15 protein-coding genes are annotated in these 16,500 nt (G+C 68.8%); 7 read left to right on the top strand and 8 right to left on the bottom strand.

Annotation, left to right across the window (positions count from 1 at the left end):
* Positions 1–18 precede the first annotated feature (18 nt).
* From TFC3_RS01665 to TFC3_RS01655, 3 genes are all read left to right on the top strand, one after another.
* Positions 19–2,385 (top strand): immune inhibitor A domain-containing protein, encoded by a 2,367-nt coding sequence (locus TFC3_RS01665; protein ID WP_369819661.1) that lies wholly within the window; start codon positions 19–21, stop codon positions 2,383–2,385.
* 292 nt (positions 2,386–2,677) lie between these two features.
* Positions 2,678–2,950, top strand: coding sequence for a hypothetical protein (locus TFC3_RS01660; protein ID WP_082771807.1), 273 nt, complete (start codon positions 2,678–2,680; stop codon positions 2,948–2,950).
* 43 nt (positions 2,951–2,993) lie between these two features.
* The gene (locus TFC3_RS01655) at positions 2,994–3,914 is read left to right on the top strand and encodes an alpha/beta fold hydrolase (RefSeq protein ID WP_067494617.1); all 921 of its coding nucleotides are present in this window, start codon (positions 2,994–2,996) and stop codon (positions 3,912–3,914) included.
* Between the two features lie 41 nt (positions 3,915–3,955).
* Here TFC3_RS01655 and TFC3_RS01650 read toward each other — a convergent pair whose 3' ends face one another.
* From TFC3_RS01650 to TFC3_RS01635, 4 genes are all read right to left on the bottom strand, one after another.
* Positions 3,956–4,318: a hypothetical protein gene (locus TFC3_RS01650; RefSeq protein WP_067494614.1), complete on the bottom strand. Its 363-nt coding sequence runs from the start codon at positions 4,316–4,318 to the stop codon at positions 3,956–3,958.
* Positions 4,311–7,190 (bottom strand): SseB family protein, encoded by a 2,880-nt coding sequence (locus tag TFC3_RS40300; protein WP_153040060.1) that lies wholly within the window; start codon positions 7,188–7,190, stop codon positions 4,311–4,313. The genes TFC3_RS01650 and TFC3_RS40300 overlap by 8 nt, the downstream gene beginning before the upstream one ends.
* A 336-nt stretch (positions 7,191–7,526) precedes the next feature.
* Positions 7,527–7,820: a WXG100 family type VII secretion target gene (locus TFC3_RS01640; protein ID WP_067494608.1), complete on the bottom strand. Its 294-nt coding sequence runs from the start codon at positions 7,818–7,820 to the stop codon at positions 7,527–7,529.
* Between the two features lie 17 nt (positions 7,821–7,837).
* On the bottom strand, positions 7,838–8,248 hold the full coding sequence (locus TFC3_RS01635; protein ID WP_236717933.1) for a WXG100 family type VII secretion target: 411 nt from the start codon (positions 8,246–8,248) through the stop codon (positions 7,838–7,840).
* Positions 8,249–8,492: 244 nt separating this feature from the next.
* Here TFC3_RS01635 and TFC3_RS01630 point away from each other — a divergent pair, with 244 nt between their 5' ends.
* From TFC3_RS01630 to rarD, 3 genes are all read left to right on the top strand, one after another.
* The gene (locus TFC3_RS01630) at positions 8,493–10,355 is read left to right on the top strand and encodes a type VII secretion protein EccE (RefSeq protein WP_236717932.1); all 1,863 of its coding nucleotides are present in this window, start codon (positions 8,493–8,495) and stop codon (positions 10,353–10,355) included.
* A 166-nt stretch (positions 10,356–10,521) separates the two neighbouring features.
* Positions 10,522–10,905, top strand: a complete 384-nt coding sequence (locus TFC3_RS01625) for a phage holin family protein (RefSeq protein ID WP_067494604.1) — start codon at positions 10,522–10,524, stop codon at positions 10,903–10,905.
* Between the two features lie 91 nt (positions 10,906–10,996).
* Positions 10,997–11,944 carry an EamA family transporter RarD gene (gene rarD / locus TFC3_RS01620; protein WP_067494601.1) on the top strand — a complete coding sequence of 316 codons (948 nt, stop codon included), beginning with the start codon at positions 10,997–10,999 and terminating at the stop codon, positions 11,942–11,944.
* 16 nt (positions 11,945–11,960) lie between these two features.
* On the opposite strand, the gene TFC3_RS01615 is transcribed toward rarD, so the two are convergent.
* From TFC3_RS01615 to TFC3_RS01605, 3 genes are all read right to left on the bottom strand, one after another.
* The gene (locus TFC3_RS01615; RefSeq protein WP_067494598.1) at positions 11,961–12,659 is read right to left on the bottom strand and encodes an anti-sigma factor; all 699 of its coding nucleotides are present in this window, start codon (positions 12,657–12,659) and stop codon (positions 11,961–11,963) included.
* Positions 12,656–13,171 (bottom strand): sigma-70 family RNA polymerase sigma factor, encoded by a 516-nt coding sequence (locus TFC3_RS01610; protein ID WP_067494595.1) that lies wholly within the window; start codon positions 13,169–13,171, stop codon positions 12,656–12,658. The genes TFC3_RS01615 and TFC3_RS01610 overlap by 4 nt, the downstream gene beginning before the upstream one ends.
* Positions 13,172–13,257: 86 nt before the next feature.
* A complete protein-coding gene (locus tag TFC3_RS01605) occupies positions 13,258–14,052 on the bottom strand; it encodes an IclR family transcriptional regulator (RefSeq protein ID WP_067494593.1) in 795 nt (264 codons plus the stop codon).
* A gap of 153 nt (positions 14,053–14,205) precedes the next feature.
* On the opposite strand from TFC3_RS01605, the gene TFC3_RS01600 reads away from it, so the two are divergent.
* Positions 14,206–15,387: an MFS transporter gene (locus TFC3_RS01600; RefSeq protein ID WP_067494590.1), complete on the top strand. Its 1,182-nt coding sequence runs from the start codon at positions 14,206–14,208 to the stop codon at positions 15,385–15,387.
* On the opposite strand, the gene TFC3_RS01595 is transcribed toward TFC3_RS01600, so the two are convergent.
* Positions 15,380–16,372, bottom strand: a complete 993-nt coding sequence (locus TFC3_RS01595; protein WP_236718346.1) for a polyprenyl synthetase family protein — start codon at positions 16,370–16,372, stop codon at positions 15,380–15,382. The two genes, TFC3_RS01600 and TFC3_RS01595, sit on opposite strands and share 8 nt — an antisense overlap.
* Between the last annotated feature and the right edge of the window lie 128 nt (positions 16,373–16,500).

Genomic DNA, 16,500 nt, shown 5'->3' with positions numbered 1-16,500 from the left:
GTAGTGCGCAAAGTAGTCGTGGGACTACTCAGCGCCGCCATGGTCAGCGCAGTCGGGATCTCGCTCCCGACCGTGGCCCAGGCGGCGCCTCCGGTGGAGCCGGCTCCGGTCGCCAGCAAGGCGCCGAAGAAGGACGACCTACCCAACCCCCTTGAAGACAAGCGCCGCGAGCTGCGCCAGGAAGCCGTTCAGGGTGTCCTGAAGGGCAAGTTCAAGACGCAGCAGCGGAACGGCAGCACCGTTGCGAAGGTCGGCAACACCAAGGGCGGCGGCTTCGCGGCCCGCACGGTGAAGGCGGCCGGGCAGGACCAGTACGTCGAGCTCGACAACGAGCGCACCGACAAGATCTTCGTGATCCTGGCGGAGTTCGGCAACGAGCGGCACCCGGACTACCCGGACGTCGACAGCGACCCGGCCACGCCCGGTCCGACCACGTTCGAGGGTCCGCTGCACAACAACATCCCCCAGCCTGACCGCAGCAAGGACAACACCACGGTCTGGCAGGCGGACTACAACAAGGCACACTTCGAGCAGCTGTACTTCGGCAAGGGCGACGGTGCCGAGTCGCTCAAGACCTACTACGAGACCCAGTCGTCCGGGCGCTACAGCGTCGAGGGTGAGGTCTCGGACTGGGTCAAGGTGCCGTACAACGAGGCTCGTTACGGCCGGGACTGCGACATCCACGGCGTCTGCACCGACCAGAACACCTGGGCGCTGATCACCGACGCGGTGAACAAGTGGGTGGCCGAGCGCAAGGCGGCCGGCCGCACCGACGCGCAGATCGCCGAAGAGGTCAAGCAGTACGACCAGTGGGACCGCAACGACTACGACGGCGACGGCAACTTCAACGAGCCGGACGGCTACATCGACCACTTCCAGATCGTCCACGCCGGCGGCGACCAGTCCGACGGTGACCCGCAGCAGGGTGAGGACGCCATCTGGGCGCACCGCTGGAACGCGTACCTGACCGACGTCGGCGTCACCGGCCCGGCCTACAACCAGTACGGCGGCCAGCAGATCGGCAACACCGGCGTCTGGATCTCCGACTACACCATCCAGCCCGAGAACGGTGGCCTGAGCGTCTTCGCTCACGAGTACGGCCACGACCTCGGCCTGCCGGATGACTACGACACCAGCGGCGGCACCAACGCCAACCCCGAGTACTGGACCCTGATGGCGCAGAGCCGCCTCTCGGGTGCCGGTGAGGCCCTCGGCACGCGCCCAGGCGACCTCGGTGCGTGGCAGAAGCTGCAGCTCGGCTGGCTCGACTACGAGACCGTGGTCGCGGGTCAGAAGAAGACCCTTGAGCTTGGCCCGCAGGAGTACAACACCGCCAAGGCGCAGGGTGCGGTTGTCGTGCTGCCCGACAAGGAGGTCACCAGTGACCTCGGGGCGCCGTTCGCCGGTACGAAGCAGTGGTTCTCCGGCAACGACGACAACCTGAACACCACGCTGACCAAGTCGGTCGACCTGACCGGTAAGACCTCGGCGGCGCTCGACCTCAAGGGCCGCTACAACATCGAAGAGGGTTACGACTACCTCTACTTCGAGGGCTCGGCTGACAACGGCACCACGTGGACCCCGCTCAACGGCACGGTCAACGGCGCGCCGCTCGGCACCGACGGTGGCAACCCGGGACGCCCGGCGCTCGGCGGTTCGAGCAACGGTGCCTGGCAGGACATCCACATCCCGCTGGACCAGTACGCCGGCAAGAACGTGCAGGTCCGCCTGCACTACCTGACCGACGGTGGCCTGTCCGCGGGTGGCTTCTTCGGCGACAACCTCACCATCACCACGAACGGCGTTGCCGGTCCGGTGGATGGCGCCGAGGGCACCCCGACGTGGACCGCCAAGGGCTTCAGCATCGTGGGCTCCTCGGTCACGCAGGACTACGACAACTTCTACATCGCCGGCAACCGCAGCTACGTGTCGTATGACAAGTACCTGAAGACCGGCCCGTACAACTTCGGTTTCCCGGCCAAGCCGGACTGGGCCGAGCACTTCTCGTACCAGCAGGGTCTGTTGATCTCCTACTGGGACACCTCCCAGGCCAACAACAACATCAACCAGCACCCGGGTCAGGGCCTCAACCTGATCATCGACTCGCACCCCGAGCCGATGTACAACCTCGAGGGCCTGCCGTGGCGCAACCGCATCCAGATGTACGACGCGCCGTTCAGCCGCGAGAAGGCTGACTCGTTCACGCTGCACATCAACGGCAAGGCCAGCTACATCCGCGGCCAGGCCGGCAACAAGACGTTCGACGACACCGACAAGTACTTCTACGAAGAGGTTCCGTGGGCGGGCGTCAAGCTCCCGGCCGTCGGCGTCAAGATCAAGGTTGCCGACCAGGACGGCACCTCGATGAAGATCAAGATTTCCTGAACCACGCACCCCAGCAACGCCCGGAGGCCGCTCAGCCTCCGGGCGTTGCCCTTTCCCACGGAACCATCGGCGCCAGCCGGGAGTCTGAACCAGCATGAGATTTACCGGTACGTTCACAGCAGTCGTCCTGCTCACGGCGGCTGTCTCTGGCTGCGCGTCGCAGCCGTCCGCAGCGCCTGCCTCCTCGTCCCCCGCACAGGCCTCGTCCTTGCCCTCCGCACTGCCCACCTCGCCGCCCTCGTCAGCGCCTGCTTCCCCGGCTGCACCTCCGCTCGCGGCCTCATCCCGGCCGGTGGATCCGCAGGTGCCGAGCCGGCCGCCGAAGACGCCGACGGACATCATCCACAGCCCGGGCTGGACCGAGGGCTACATCGTGCGCGGCGGCAGCGGGCCCTGCTACGGGCTGCTCGACATGGATGGCTTCCCGTACGCCATGTACTCCACCACCGGCACCACGCTGGCCAAGGGCGACCACGTCCGCGTCCGGGTCACCCCGAGCAAGCTGCGCATCGACTGCGGCGAGGGCACCCAGGTGGAGATGCAAGCCGTCGAACACGTCTCGTAACCGTAATGTCGGTCAGCAGCGCGGTGCCCGTACGCTGTTTCGCATGAGTTCGCAGGTGGACGAGTCAGCCGTGCTGACGGAGGGCCCCTGGACCCACCGTTTCGTCGGCGCCAACGGCAGCCGGTTCCACGTCGTCGAAGCCGGCACCGGTCCACTGGTGCTCCTGCTGCACGGCTTCCCCGAGTTCTGGTGGGCCTGGCACGACATGCTGCCCCGGCTGGCCGACGCAGGCTTCCGAGCGGTGGCGATGGACCTGCGCGGCTACGGCGCGAGCGACAAGCCACCGCGCGGCTACGACGGTTACACCATGGCCGCCGACGTCACCGGCCTGATCCGGGCGCTGGGCGAACGCTCGGCCATGATCGTGGGCGCCGGCGCGGGCGGCATGATCGGCTGGGCCGCCGCGGCATTCCACCCCAAGATGGTCAGCCGCCTGGTCGTGCTCGGCGCCGCCCACCCGTTGCGGCTGCGCACGGCGTTGTTCGCCGACCCCCGCGGCCAACTCTCGGCCAGCGCCTCAATCCTCAAATTCCAGGTCCCCCGGTACGAACACGTGCTCACCAAGGACGACGCCGCGATGATCGGCGAGCTCATAACCCGGTGGAGCAGCCCCGAGTGGGCCCAGACCGCCGAGCACGCCGACTATGTGGCCCGGTGCCGAGAGGCGATGCAGATTCCCCAGGCGGCGTTTTGCGCGCTGGAGGCGTACCGCTGGGTCTTCCGCTCGGCCCTTCGCCTGCAGGGTTATCGCTTTGTGAAGCTGATGCAGAAGCCGTTGATCACCCCGACGCTGCAGATGCACGGCGCTCTGGACACCGCAACGCTGCCGCGCACGGCGCAGGGGTCGGGCCGCTACGTCATCGCCCCCTACGAGTGGCGGCTGATCGACAACGCGGGCCATTTCCTGCACCAGGAGGCCACCGACGTGGTGACCGGGGAGATCCTGCGCTGGCTGAAGAGCTAGCCAGGGTCTGTTCCGCAGGGGATGGCCGGGCTGCGGCGGCCCTAAACCCGGTGTTCGTAGAGCTCGGTGACCTCGTTCGCGGGCGCCCAGCCCTGGTACACCCCGAAGTCGAACTCTTCGAGCCCGAGCGCTTCGGCAACGGGAGCGCGGCCGCCGGTGTACTCGACCCGCAGCCAGGCGTCGGCCTCGGCCAGCACGACGAACGGCTGACCACGCCAGGTGCAGGTGGTGCGCACGTACGTCAGGTCGCTGAATTCGTCGGGGCCCAGCACTTTGACGTAGCGGCCGGGTCGCACCTGCTCGAAGCCGTCCCCGGCCTCCGGCGCGTAGATGCGCACGTTCTCCCCGTCGGGCGAGGCGTCGTATTCACGCCCGCGCCAGGTAACGACGTACCCGTCACGCATTCTGCTCACCCACCCTCCGCCACGCCGGGGCATCGCTGTCGAACAAAGCCACGATTCGCTCGTCCCCGTCGGCGTCGATGCGCCACAACTGAGCCCCGCTTGGCAGCCGCACGCTGTCCACCTTGAACTCGGCGATCACGTCACGCCCTTCACCCGGCGCGAACCCGTTGCCCCGGAACGGCGGCCGCTCGATGACCCAGCCGTCCATGGCTCGCAACGCCTGCTCGCTCTGCCCGCCGTACGGGATGCGGTACAGGCTGGGGCGGAAGGCCGACCACCGCAGCAGGAAGGCTTCCTTGGCGTCCTCCTGGTACGGAGACCCGTCGTGGACCAGCCCCAACGCGGCAAAAAGCTCACCCGGTGTACGCAGATGCTCAACCTCGGCGCACCGGTGCACGAACCCGGCCACCCGGTCGTACCCCCGGTCAAGATAGAAGTCGACCTGATGCGGCGGCACGGTCTTCTGCATCATCGTCGGCAACGCGTCAAGCTCGCCGTCGATCTCCGGCGCCACGTCGTCGAGGGGCAGCTCATCGCCGTCGCCGCCCAGCCCGGCCTCAACCGCCCAGCTGGCCAGCGCCACAACCTGCTGCCCGGGATACTTGGCCCCCACCACAGACCCGGGGTTCACGGCGAACGCCCAAGCCGGGTCGGGCCAGTTCCGGATCAGCTCAACGAACCGCGCGCTGACTGTGCGTACCGGCTCATCAAAGTGATCCCCCAACCGCTCCCGGCTGGTGAACACCACCAGGAACCGCTCCCCGCCGATCTCCTCGGTGCGGAAAGCAAAACCGGGTTCGCCGGGCGAGCTGCCCGGCCGCGACTGGTCAGCCACCGGCACGAGAACGTTGGCCAACAGCAACGTGGACAGGTAGGTGTCGGTGCTGTGCTCCAGCGAGGCGTGGTACAGATCCCGCTCAACGTCGTTAGCCGGCAAGAACTCGGCCGCCTGCGGCGCCGGATTCGGGCCCGTCTGCGCCGCCGGATTCGCGCCGGCCGTGCCCGGAATGACTGGCGGTACGACGGCCGGACCGGGTGCCGGCTGAGCAGGCCGAGGCGCCGGCGTTTGCACGGTCGCCGGCCCCGGCAACGTCAGCCGAGAGGTGACGGCCGGATCAGCAGCGGTCGGCGGCACCTCCGGCGAGGCCCCAGCCTCCCCCTTAGCCGCAAGAGCCTGAGCCGCAGCGGCCATCGAAGAGGGCCGCTCGGACGGCGGGGTGACCTGGCGCCGGGGCAGGCCGCTGCTGGTCTCGGAGCTGGTCGGGCCGGTGTCGCTGGCTGGGTCGGGCGTCGGGATGTGGCTCGGTACCGGAGGAGTCTGAGCCATCGGGGTACGCGTAGGCAGCGGCCCGTCCAACGGCTGCAACGGCGGCAGCGGTTCGGCGGGGCGGGGCGCGCTACGGCTGCCGAGAGCATCGAGAGCGCTCGGGCCGGACGCGGGTGCGGTGGTGCCGGAGCGGCTGGCGAGGGCATCGAGCGCGCTGCCGCTGGCGATCGAGCTGCTGAAGCTGCCTGCTCCGGCGCGGGTGGCTGGAGCTTGGGCTGCTAGTGGCGTTACCCGCGGCTGATCGTCCTGGCTGTTCTGCGGGGCTGCGGCCGGCTGCTGCTCTCGCTGAGCCCGCTGTCCGGTCTGGGGTTGCTGGTCGCCTTGGCCCTGCTCCCAGTTCTGGGTTTGCTGCCGGTTCTGCGTCTGGCGGCTGTCCCAGGCCGGCTGGCCGAGATCATCGCTGCCACTGTCGTCACGCTCGTCCGGGCGCCGCGTCTCATCCTGCCGGTCGGTGCCTCGGCCCGGCTCCGCGCTCGGCCCGCCGTCGCTGGGCCGCGAACCGGTCGGCGTGAACCCGCTGAAGGAGGTGGTCGGTCCGCTGCCGCCCATCCCCGGCGGAGTGGAGGGCACGCGCGAGGGAAGCCCGCTGGGCAGGACCGCTCCGGGCGTACGCAAGGGAAGGCCGCCAGGTCCCACCGGAGCTTGCGTCTCACCGCCTTGGCCTTGCGCGTAGTTGTCCTGCCGGTAGCCCCGCGCCCCACCGGCGCCGAACCCACGATCCTCGGCCCCACCGGCGCCGAACCCACGATCCGCAATCCCGCCGGCCTGCCCGTGTGCGTCAGCGCCACCACTGGTCTGCCCAGGTGCGCCGGCACCGCTGCCAGCCTGCGCCCCTACGGCTTCCAACCGCGGCGCCGTTTCGGCCGCCGAAAGCCCAGCCCCCGAAGGCCTCGTCTCTGGGTGCCCAGCTCCCGGAGGCCCACCCGCTGGAGTTCCCGCTGCGGCGATACCGGCCGCTGAGGACTCCGCTGGGGAAGGTCCGTTCGCCGCGAATCCGGCGGCGGAAGGCGCTGCTACCGCAGGCGCCGCCACCTGGACCGGTCCCCCGGAGCCCGGGTTCGCATAATCCTGAGCCGCCGCCGCGCTGGCCGCCATGGCTGCGGCCTGCAGGTCCGGGATGCGGCTGTCGGTGGCGTCGCGGCCTGGGCCTCGGGTTGGCAGGCGCAGGTCACCTCGGCTGAGCTGGGCGACGAACCAGGCCGGCAGGTAGCCCTCGATGGGCAGGCCGGGGTTGACGGCTAGCCACCACTCGAGGTTGGGCCAGGTTTCGGCGAGTTCCTGGTATGCGACGCGGCGGGCCGAGCCGGTGTAGTCGGCCAGGCAACCCTGCAGCGCGGCAGGTGAGGTAAAGGCAAGCACGTGCGTTCGCCCGCCGGTGCTCCACGTTCCCCAGCCCAGCGGCTCAAGGCCGGCCAGGGCATCCGCGGTAACGGGTAACAGCAGGTCGACGCCGGCGAGAATGCGGAAATAGGACTCCTGATCGTCCGCGCGCAGAGCATTGCGCATGGCGACTTCGGCGTCCGTAGCCGGTTCCCACTCGGTCACGTCCACCTCTCCCTTCGCGGCGAACGGGCCTCCTCAACGCGTACAACCTACAAGGTCAGAGCCCGATCACAATGGGCGGCTGGACGCGTACACCAAACCGAACCCGGATCTTGCTCATTCGTGGCGCAGCGATACCGTTTGATGACTTTGTGTAGCCGCATTTCCGGAGGGATCGCGTCAGAATCGACGATCGGCATCAGCATCCCACAACGGCTACCTGCACCCAAAGGGCCGGACAACACCCAGCGCACCCGACTGCGGCCGGGTCACCCCGAAGGATGTCCCGGCCGCGTCCGTCAGATCTCTGCTGGCCCTGGTGCCGGACCGTTCGCAAGATCAGGAGAAGCGCTTCGCCGCGTTCGCCTCGGTCGTCGCGTAGTCCTGCGCCGCCTGGTCGACCGCAACCTTGATGTTGTGAAGAATGTTCTTCAGGTCGGTGGAAGCGGTGGTCCACTTCAGCTGACGGGCCGCGTAAGCGCTCTGCGCGTCACCCGACCACGTGTCGACCAGCGGCTTCGCGAAGCTGTCGAGATCGGCGAGCTTCTGCTCCATCTCACTAACGGCCCGCTGGATATCGGCGCCGGCTGTCGCCAGCGTGCCGAAGTTGACTTTGAGCAGTCCATCGGTCATCGCGCGCTCCCCTGCCTTCAGTTCTCGAGCGGCAGGTAGCCGCCGCCACCGCCACCACCGGCGTTGGTCAACGAACTCGCGGCCGACTCGTCGGTGTTCTGGTAGCTGACACCCGAGGTCTTGATCGCCTCAGCCGTCTCCGCCAGCGCCTGGTTGATCTTGGTCAGATCCGCCTCGTACTGCGCCCGGACGGTCTCGAACGCCTTCGCACCCCGCCCGGCCCAGGCCGTCTGAAGCACGGAGAGCCGCGTCATGAGCTGGCTCAGCATGGTCGTCAGGTCCTGGTTGACCTGCTCGAACTTTCCGGCGGCCTGAGCCATCACCGGAGATTGAGCTTCGGTTCCGGACATCCCGGACGTCACCCCGCTTCCCTTGTCGTCCCGCGCCGTGTCCGGAATGGACTTGGTCGTACTGAGCTTTCCGACCATCGACGTATTGACGTATGCATCAGGTTAACCCTTCCCCGCACACGATGGGGGGCACTCCTGACCTGGACTAAGTCCCCGTTCATGGCTGACCGTAGTTGTCCAGACGCGCTAACGGTAACGTCGCCGGTCAAGCTGTGGATATCGATGCCTGGCAAGCCTGCCATCCACAGGCCGCCCCCCGCCGACGTCGCCCACCTCATACGATGAGCCGGCAGGAAAGCCCCCAAACGAAGGACGGCGCGCGGTGACGGCACAGGTGGCAACCGGACGCAGCTTCCCGGAGCTGAGCGGTGCCGGCCAGCAACTGCCCAAACTCCCGCGCCAGCGTGTCCGACATGGACGAGTTTTCGGCATTCGCACCGGACAGCTCGTCAGCACCCAAATCGCCCTGGCCGTCGCGCTCATCGGTGCCATCAACGGACCCATCGCGCTCGGAGCAGGCGCGTTCGTCGCGCTCATCATCCTCGTCGTCACCTGGCTACACCTGCGCGGCCGCTGGGCGTTCGAGTGGTTCGGCACGGCCCTGCGTTACTCCCGGCGCAATCACCTCGTCTCGGTGGACAGCGCTCCCACCGCGCTGCTGGGATTCGTCGCGCCCGGCTCCCGCGTCGAGCAGACCGAGCTGGCCGGCGATCCTGCCGCGATCATCGTGGACGGCCAGGGCTACACAGCGGTTCTTGAGCTGGGCGACCCGACCGGTCTGCTCGCCGAGGACATCACCACCATCCCCTCCCCCGCGAGCCTGCTCCCGCCGACCGCCACCGAGCACCCGCCGTGCCGCATCCAGATCCTGCTGACCGGCGCTCCGGCCCCATCATTACGTGCTGGTGGTGGCACGCCCGCCAACTCCTATCGTCAGCTTTCCGAGGGCCGCCTGCTCGGCTACAGCCGCGCCTTCCTCGCTGTCCGCGTGCTGCGCGGCGAAGGCTGGTCCGAGGACGACCTGCGCCGCGCCCTGTCCGGCCTGGTCCGCAAGCTGCTCCGCCGCCTCACCCCCACCCCCGCGCGCCCCCTCGGCGAGACGGCAGCACTGCGGGTCATCGCCGAACTCGCCCATGACGACGGCGTCGGCGCCGCGCAAGAAAGCTGGCCGGGCCTGCAGGTGGGCGGCATGACGCAGGCCACGTTCCGCCTCAACCGCTGGCCCGACCTGCGCATCGAGACCTCCCGCAGGCTGATCGCCCGCATGCTGGGACTGCCCGCGGCAGCGACAACGGTTGCGCTCGGAGCAGGACCACGAGCCTCCTCCGGTACGTCCACAGCAGTCGACCTGACCGTCCGGCTAGCCGCCCCCGACGCCACCACCCTGTCCACAGCCACGCAGGCCCTCCGCAAACTGCTCGCCAACGAACGAGCCACCGCCCGCCGCCTCGACGGCGAGCACCTGGAGGGCCTGACCGCAACGCTGCCGCTCGGCATCCCGGCAACCGCAGCCATCCCGGGCCGCGCCGGCGAGACAGGGGTCCACGAGAGCGACCTGAACGATCTGTACCTCCCGATCGGCAATGCCGGCCTCATGGTTGGCCAGAACAGGCACAAGGAACCGGTGATCGCCCGCCTGTTCCGTCCCGAGCAGACCCGGGCCCTGCTGGTCGGCGGAGTTCGCTGCGCCCAACTACTGGCCCTGCGCGCCATGGCCTTGGGTGCGCGCGTGGTCGTACAAACGGCTCGGCCTCAAGCCTGGGAACCCTTCGTCCGCGGCGCCGCAGTCCCCGGCGAATCCATCGCGGTGATCCCCCCGGGCCGCGCGGTCGAAATCCCGCCCGGCTCAGCCCTGCACCCCCTGCTCGTCATCGTCGACATCGGCCCGGTAGGAGCCGACAACCGCCCCGGCGCAGGCTGGCAAGCCACCATGGTCGTCCGCGACGACTTCACCCCCGCCGACGCCGACGTAGCCTCCCGCGCCGACCTCCTCCTGGTCCAACCCCTACGCCCCGAAGAAGCCCAACTAGTAGGCGCAGCCCTGGGCCTAGGCGAAACAGCAGACTGGCTGACCCGGATCCGAGCCGACATGCTCGCCGTCATCAACCGCCGCGCCGTCCGCTGGGCAGTCCTCTCCCAGACCTCCATAGAAGCCCAGTTGATCGGCACCCCGGTACGCGGCTGATCAGCGGCCTGGGCGGTTGAGGCCCGGCGTGGCCCTCGAAACGCACCCGCCAGCAAGCCAAACCCAGCGCCCGCACCCGGACCATGAGCCAGCTTTGTCGATCTCCTGGGCCCGCCCGTGGTGTGTCGCCGCGTGGGGTGGCTCGGGCGTGGCACCATCGCGTGACATGGGCATCATCATCCGGCTTGTGAGTACTGCCGTTTCGTTGTGGATTGCCACCGTGGTTGTGGGGGGCATCGAGCTGCGGACTGACTCGTTCGGCGGCAAGGTCGGGACGCTGCTGGCGGTTGCGATCATTTTCGGGATTGTCAACGCTGTGCTGCGGCCGATCATCAAGACCATCGGGTGCGGCCTGTACGTTCTGACGCTCGGCTTGATCTCGCTGGTCATCAACGGTCTGCTCTTCCTGCTCACAAGCTGGATCGCCGGGCAGTTCGATCTGCCCTTCCACGTTGACCATTTCTGGCCGAGCGCGGTCCTGGGGGCCCTGATTGTGGGCATCGTCAGCTGGATCCTCAACATGCTCGTCCCGGACGGGGACGACGACTGACCGGATCGAGCCATCCGACGCCAGCCCGCAACGGCCGTGAGCTTCGACATATGCAAGGACCCGATCATCGTTCGACCCTTACGGTAAGGCCATGGGTGAGGAGCGTCGCGGGTATCTGTACGGGCTGATTGCGTACGCGCTGTGGGGCTTCTTTCCGATCTATTTCAAGCTGCTTGAGCCTTCCCCGCCGCTCGAAATTCTGGCCCACCGCGTTGTCTGGTCCGTGGTGTTCATCAGCGTGCTTCTCGGGGTGGCCCGGAATTGGCGGTTTCTTCCGCGGCTGGTCAAGGATGGGCGGCTGCTCGGGGGCGTCACGCTCGCCGCAGTTCTCATCGGAGTGAACTGGGCCACGTACATTTACGGCGTCAATTCCGATCGCGTGGTGGAAACGGCGCTGGGGTATTTCATCACCCCGCTGGTGGTCGTGCTGCTCGGCGTCACCGTGCAGCGGGAACGACTCAGCATCTGGCAGTGGACTGCCGTTGGGGTGGGCGCGATCGCGGTAGCCGTGCTGACCGTTGACTACGGGCACCTGCCGTACATCGCGTTGACGCTGGCCGCGAGCTTTGGGTCGTACAGCTTGATCAAGAAGAGGTTGAAGTTGCCGCCGGCCGAGGGGCTTTTTGTCGAATCGGCTGTGCTGGCGCTGCCTGCGCTGGGCTATCTTGCCTGGCTGAATGCCAGCCACAGGGCCGAGTTCGGGCACGTTTCGGGTGGGCACACGACGCTCATGGTGCTGTCGGGTGTGGCCACGGCCGTACCGTTGCTGCTTTTTGCTGCTGCCGCCAACCGGGTGCCGCTCGTGGGAATCGGGATTTTGCAGTACGTCGCGCCGATTTTGCAGTTGGCTTGTGGGGTTCTGCTGTTCCATGAGCCGCTTCCGGGGGCGCGGCTGGCCGGGTTCGCGCTGGTGTGGGTCGCCTTGATCATCTTCACGGTCGACGGGATCCGGACCGCGCGCACCAGCAGCAAGAGAAGGGCAGTGGCCGACCCCGCGGCCGCCACCGCGGAGCCGGCCACCACCCTTCCGCCCGCTTGATCTCGCCGGAGCCAGATCAGGGGACGTCGTACGCCAGCAGCATCCGCCCGTCGTTGCGCACCAGCGCCAACCGGGACAGCACCCCGTCGGTGAAGTGTGTGAAGCCGGACATGCTGACCTCTTTGCCGGGCGAGGCGGTCCACGAGCCCAACTGCTCGCTCTCCTCGTCCGGCCCGTAAGCCATGAGCCTTATCGTGTAGGGCTCGGACTGCTCGTTGCCCCGGTCGTACGCGCAAACCAGCGTGACCTTGGTCCCGCCTTGCGCCCCCGCGAGATTGATCTGCGCCGTCACCTGCACCCGCTCGTTCACCGGGGTCATGGCGACCGCCGGACCGCTCGGCCCGGACGTCATAGCCCCGCGGCCCATCCAGAACACCGCGCCGATGCCAACCACCAGGGCCAGGCAGGCCGCCGCCAGCGCGGTGCCCATCACCCGCCACCGGATCCGCTTGCGCTCCTGACGCCGGGTCGTCTGCACCGCCGTGACCAGGTCCGGCGTGGTGGCCCGGCGCCGCGGGATGGGCGGGGGGTCGAGGAGCCGTTCGAAGTCCGCCGGGTCGAGGCGGCCGAGCAGGCCCGGCAGCACGGCGATGTCGGCCACCGCCTCGCGGCAGAACGAGCAGGTCGCGAGGTGACGCTCGTACGCGGTGCGCTCGGCCGGGGAGAGGGCGCCCAGGACGTACGCGCCGTCGTCGTGCTCGTGATCGCATCTCATCCTGTCACCCCCATCTCATCCAGGACCATGCGCAGCGAGCGCAAGGCGTAGTGCGTGCGTGACTTGACCGTGCCGGGTGGCACGCCCAGGCGGGACGCTGTTTCAGCGACCGAGCGCCCCTGGTAGAAGCATTCGATCAAGACTTCGCGGTGCATGTCGGAGAGCCGGGCCAGCGCCTCAGCGACCGTCCAGGCCTCGACGGCCCGGTCCGCCTCGTCCGCGCTGGGCGGAGGCTCGGGAATCATGTCCGTGACCACCTCGCCGACCCGCACCGACCGGCGTCTCCAGGCATCGATCGCCAGGTTGCGCGCGGTGGTGAACAGCCATGACCGCACCGTGCCCCGCGCGGGGTCCAGCGATTCCGGATATCGCCAGGCCCTCAGCAGGGTCTCCTGAACAAGGTCCTCGGCGCGCTGCCGATCCCCGCCGGAAAGGCGGACGGCGTGCGCGTAGAGGGCTTCCCCGTGCTCGTCCTGTAACGCGCGCAGCAGCTCGGCGTCCTGATCTTCCAAGCCTGCCGACCTCCCTCGCGCGTCACCCGTTCATACGGATGAGGCCGCGAGGAAGTTCAACGGCGTTCACGCAGCGGGTCTGAGGCCTAGGCCGTCGCCGCGTCCCCGGTTGACAGCGCCTCGGCGACACTGCGCGCCGCAGCGGTCAGCTTGGCCCGGACCACCCGAGCCGAGGTCAGCATCTCGGCGGCCGGCAACGCGCAGGCGAGCACCAGCCGGCGTTCCATGTCGCGGTCGGTGATCACGTTGACCGCGGCGCAGGCGAGCCCCTGACGGAACTGGCCCATCTCCAGCTGCATGCCCCGGCGCTCACCGGCGGCCAGGTCGGCCTCCAGCGCCTCGGGCGTGGTCAGGGTGGCCGGCGTGAACGCTCGCATGCCCCAGTCGCGCAGATAACGGGCCCGCTGGTCGGGGGTAAGCGTGGCCAGCAGCGCCTTGCCCAGCGCGGTGGCATGCCCGCCCTCGTCGAAGCCGGGGGCGATGTCGTCCATGAACGGCGAGCGGGCGCCTTCGGCCGAGGCGGTCACGGCGATCCGACCGCCGACGAATCGGCCGAGGAAGTGGCTGTAGCCGGTGTCGACAGCGGCCCGGCGCAGCGCCTCGCCGACGGTGGGCGGGCCGCGGAACGCCGAGACGAGTTCGCGATAACGATCGGCGATCTCGAGGCCGACGATGTAGGTGCCGTCCTCACGGCGGATCACGTAGCCCTCGTACGCCAAGGTGCGCACAAGGTGGTACGTCGTCGCGACGGTCAATTCGCATCGTCGCGCGATCTGTTTCACGGTGAGACCGCGCGGAGCACGCCCAACCGACTCGAGCACACGCAAAGCGCGTGACACGCTCCGGATGAGATCTGACGGCTCCGCCAGGGGGTCGCGCACAGCTACCTCCGACGCCGGGGACTTACACCATATGAATAATCTTCCTCGGTGGGAATGCCTATTGCGTGTCGACCATGACGAATCTTTACGCGTCGTGTGGTTATTGACACTCACCGTCCAGCAATCGGCAGCCCCGGCCTAGGCTCGAAGATCATGAAGGACTCGTCCGGCACCGCCGCGAGCAGCGGGAACGCCATCGGGCCGTGGAGAGCGGCGGGCAGCGCACTTACCACGACGATCGCTTGCTCCGTTCCGGTGTTCCTGGTCGGCGGATTGGCGGTGCAGATCGGCGAGGAGTTGCACTTCTCGCCGGCCGGGCTGGGACTGGCCGTCTCGGCGTACTTCGGGGCGAGCGCGCTGGCTTCGGTACCGGCGGGGGCGCTGGTCGAGCGGTACGGATCGACGAGGATTGCCCGCGCCGGGATTGCCCTTGCGGTGGTGTCGCTGCTCGCGGTCGCGGTGGCGGCGCGTTCACTGTGGAGCCTCATCGCGATTCTCGCGCTCGGGGCGGGCGCCAACGCGATGGGTCAGCTGGCGAGCAACACCAGCCTTTCCCGGCATGTTCCGGTACGTCGCCAGGGCCTTTCCTTCGGCGTGAAGCAGGCAGCCATCCCGGTCAGTACGTTGATCGCCGGGGCTGCGGTGCCCATTGTGGCGTTGACCGTGGGCTGGCGCTGGGCGTTTGTGGCGGCTGCGGTGGGGGCGGCGGGCGCGCTTTGGCTCGTACCGGTGGAAGGGGATGACCCTCGCAAGTCGTCGGCCGACCGCGAGGAGCGCGCCACTGCGGCCTTGGTCGTGATCGGGATCGCGGCGACTCTTGCCGCCGGGTCGGCAAATGCTTTGGGTACGTTCCTGGTGGACGCCGCCGTGGCGCGAGGCATCTCCCCCGGCCCAGCCGGCCTGTCGCTCACGTTGGGCAGCGCGGTGTGCGTGGCGGCGCGCGTGAGCGGCGGCTGGCAGGCAGACCTCTTCCCGGCGCGGCAAGTGGCCGTCATTGCTGCGCTGCTGGCCGCCGGAGCGGTCGGCCTGGCCCTGCTGGCAGCACCGGGCCTGCCCGCGCTGATTGTGGGCGTGGTGCTCGGCTTCGGGTTGGGCTGGTCGTGGCCCGGGCTGATGAACTTCGCAGTGGTCCGCCTGCACCCCCAGGCGCCTGCCGCGGCCACCTCGATCACGCAGACCGGCGTGTACGCGGGCGGCTGCATCGGACCGCTCGGACTGGGCGCCGTCGCGTCGGGCGCCGACTATCCGGCAATGTGGACGGTGGCGGCGGTGGCGATGCTGGGCGCGGCCGCCCTCATGGTGGTGGGCAGCCGCATGCTCCGCAAACTCAGCTAGTGCGGTCGGCGATGAAGTCGCAGAGGGCTTCCATCGCCCGGCGTGGCGTGCCGTCGGGCAGCGGCGCGAGGCAGGCTCGGGCCTCCTCGGCGTAGCTGCGGACCGTCTCGCGCGCCCGCTTCATCGCCGCGGACTCGCGCAGCAGCCCCAGCGCCTCGGCGTGCAGCGCGTCATCAACCAGCGGACCTGAACTGAGCAGCTCGCGCAGGCGCACGGCGGAGGCGTCGGTGTCGTCGCCGGCCAGCGCGTAGAGCACGGGCAGGGTCGGCACGCCCTCGCGCAGGTCGGTGCCGGGCGTCTTGCCGGACTGCACCGACTCCGAAGCGATGTCGAGCAGGTCGTCGGAGAGCTGGAAGGCGACGCCGATGATCTCGCCATAGCCGGCCAGTGCCTCGATGTGCTCGGGCTTGGCCCCGGAGAACATGCCGCCGTAGCGCACCGAGGTGGACATCAGCGAGGCTGTCTTCTCGGCGATGACATGCAGGTAGTGCTCGATCGGGTCGGTGCCACGCGGGCCCGCGGTCTCGGCGATCTGCCCGTGCACGAGCCGGGAGAACGTCTGGGCCTGCAGCCGGACCGCCTCGACGCCCAGCGTGGCGGCGATGTCGGCGGCACGGGCGAACAGGAAGTCGCCGACCAGGATGGCCACGGCGTTGCCCCAGCGGGCGTTGGCGCTGGGCGCACCGCGGCGCACGGCAGCCTCGTCCATGACGTCGTCGTGGTAGAGCGTCGCGAGGTGGGTCAGCTCGACCACGAGGGCCGCCGGCACGATGCCGGCCGCCTGCGGGTCCCCGAACTGCGCCCCGAGCGCCACCAGCAGCGGCCGGAACCGCTTGCCGCCGGCATCCATCAGGTGCCGCGCCGCATCCGCGATCAGCGGATCAGCACTGACCACGTTGTCGCGCAGCGCTTCCTCCACCACGGCCAGCGTCGCCGAGACCGACGCGTCGACCTTGGGGTCGATGTCGATTCCGAGCGACGTCAGCGCTGTGTCACCGGTGCTCACCACGGTTTCACGATGCCATACGAACCTGATACCCAGGGTGTCAGGGTCTTGAAGATCAAAAACCTGCTCCGGTACGACCAAAGCGCGCCCAACCAGCACGCGAGCCG

It is taken from the genome of Actinoplanes sp. TFC3 (assembly GCF_001553785.1).
Classification (GTDB): domain Bacteria; phylum Actinomycetota; class Actinomycetes; order Mycobacteriales; family Micromonosporaceae; genus Actinoplanes.
Note: the sequence above shows the minus strand (reverse complement) of the source record. Positions and strands in the feature narration are given on the sequence as shown.

Coding starts and splice junctions, on each gene's coding strand:
- TFC3_RS01635 (WP_236717933.1), bottom strand. CDS start 8,248: ATGGTCGGAAAGCTCAGTACGACCAAGTCCATTCCGGACACGGCGCGG.
- TFC3_RS01655 (WP_067494617.1), top strand. CDS start 2,994: ATGAGTTCGCAGGTGGACGAGTCAGCCGTGCTGACGGAGGGCCCCTGG.
- TFC3_RS01650 (WP_067494614.1), bottom strand. CDS start 4,318: ATGCGTGACGGGTACGTCGTTACCTGGCGCGGGCGTGAATACGACGCC.
- TFC3_RS01600 (WP_067494590.1), top strand. CDS start 14,206: ATGAAGGACTCGTCCGGCACCGCCGCGAGCAGCGGGAACGCCATCGGG.
- TFC3_RS01625 (WP_067494604.1), top strand. CDS start 10,522: ATGGGCATCATCATCCGGCTTGTGAGTACTGCCGTTTCGTTGTGGATT.
- TFC3_RS01615 (WP_067494598.1), bottom strand. CDS start 12,659: ATGAGATGCGATCACGAGCACGACGACGGCGCGTACGTCCTGGGCGCC.
- TFC3_RS01640 (WP_067494608.1), bottom strand. CDS start 7,820: ATGACCGATGGACTGCTCAAAGTCAACTTCGGCACGCTGGCGACAGCC.
- rarD (WP_067494601.1), top strand. CDS start 10,997: ATGGGTGAGGAGCGTCGCGGGTATCTGTACGGGCTGATTGCGTACGCG.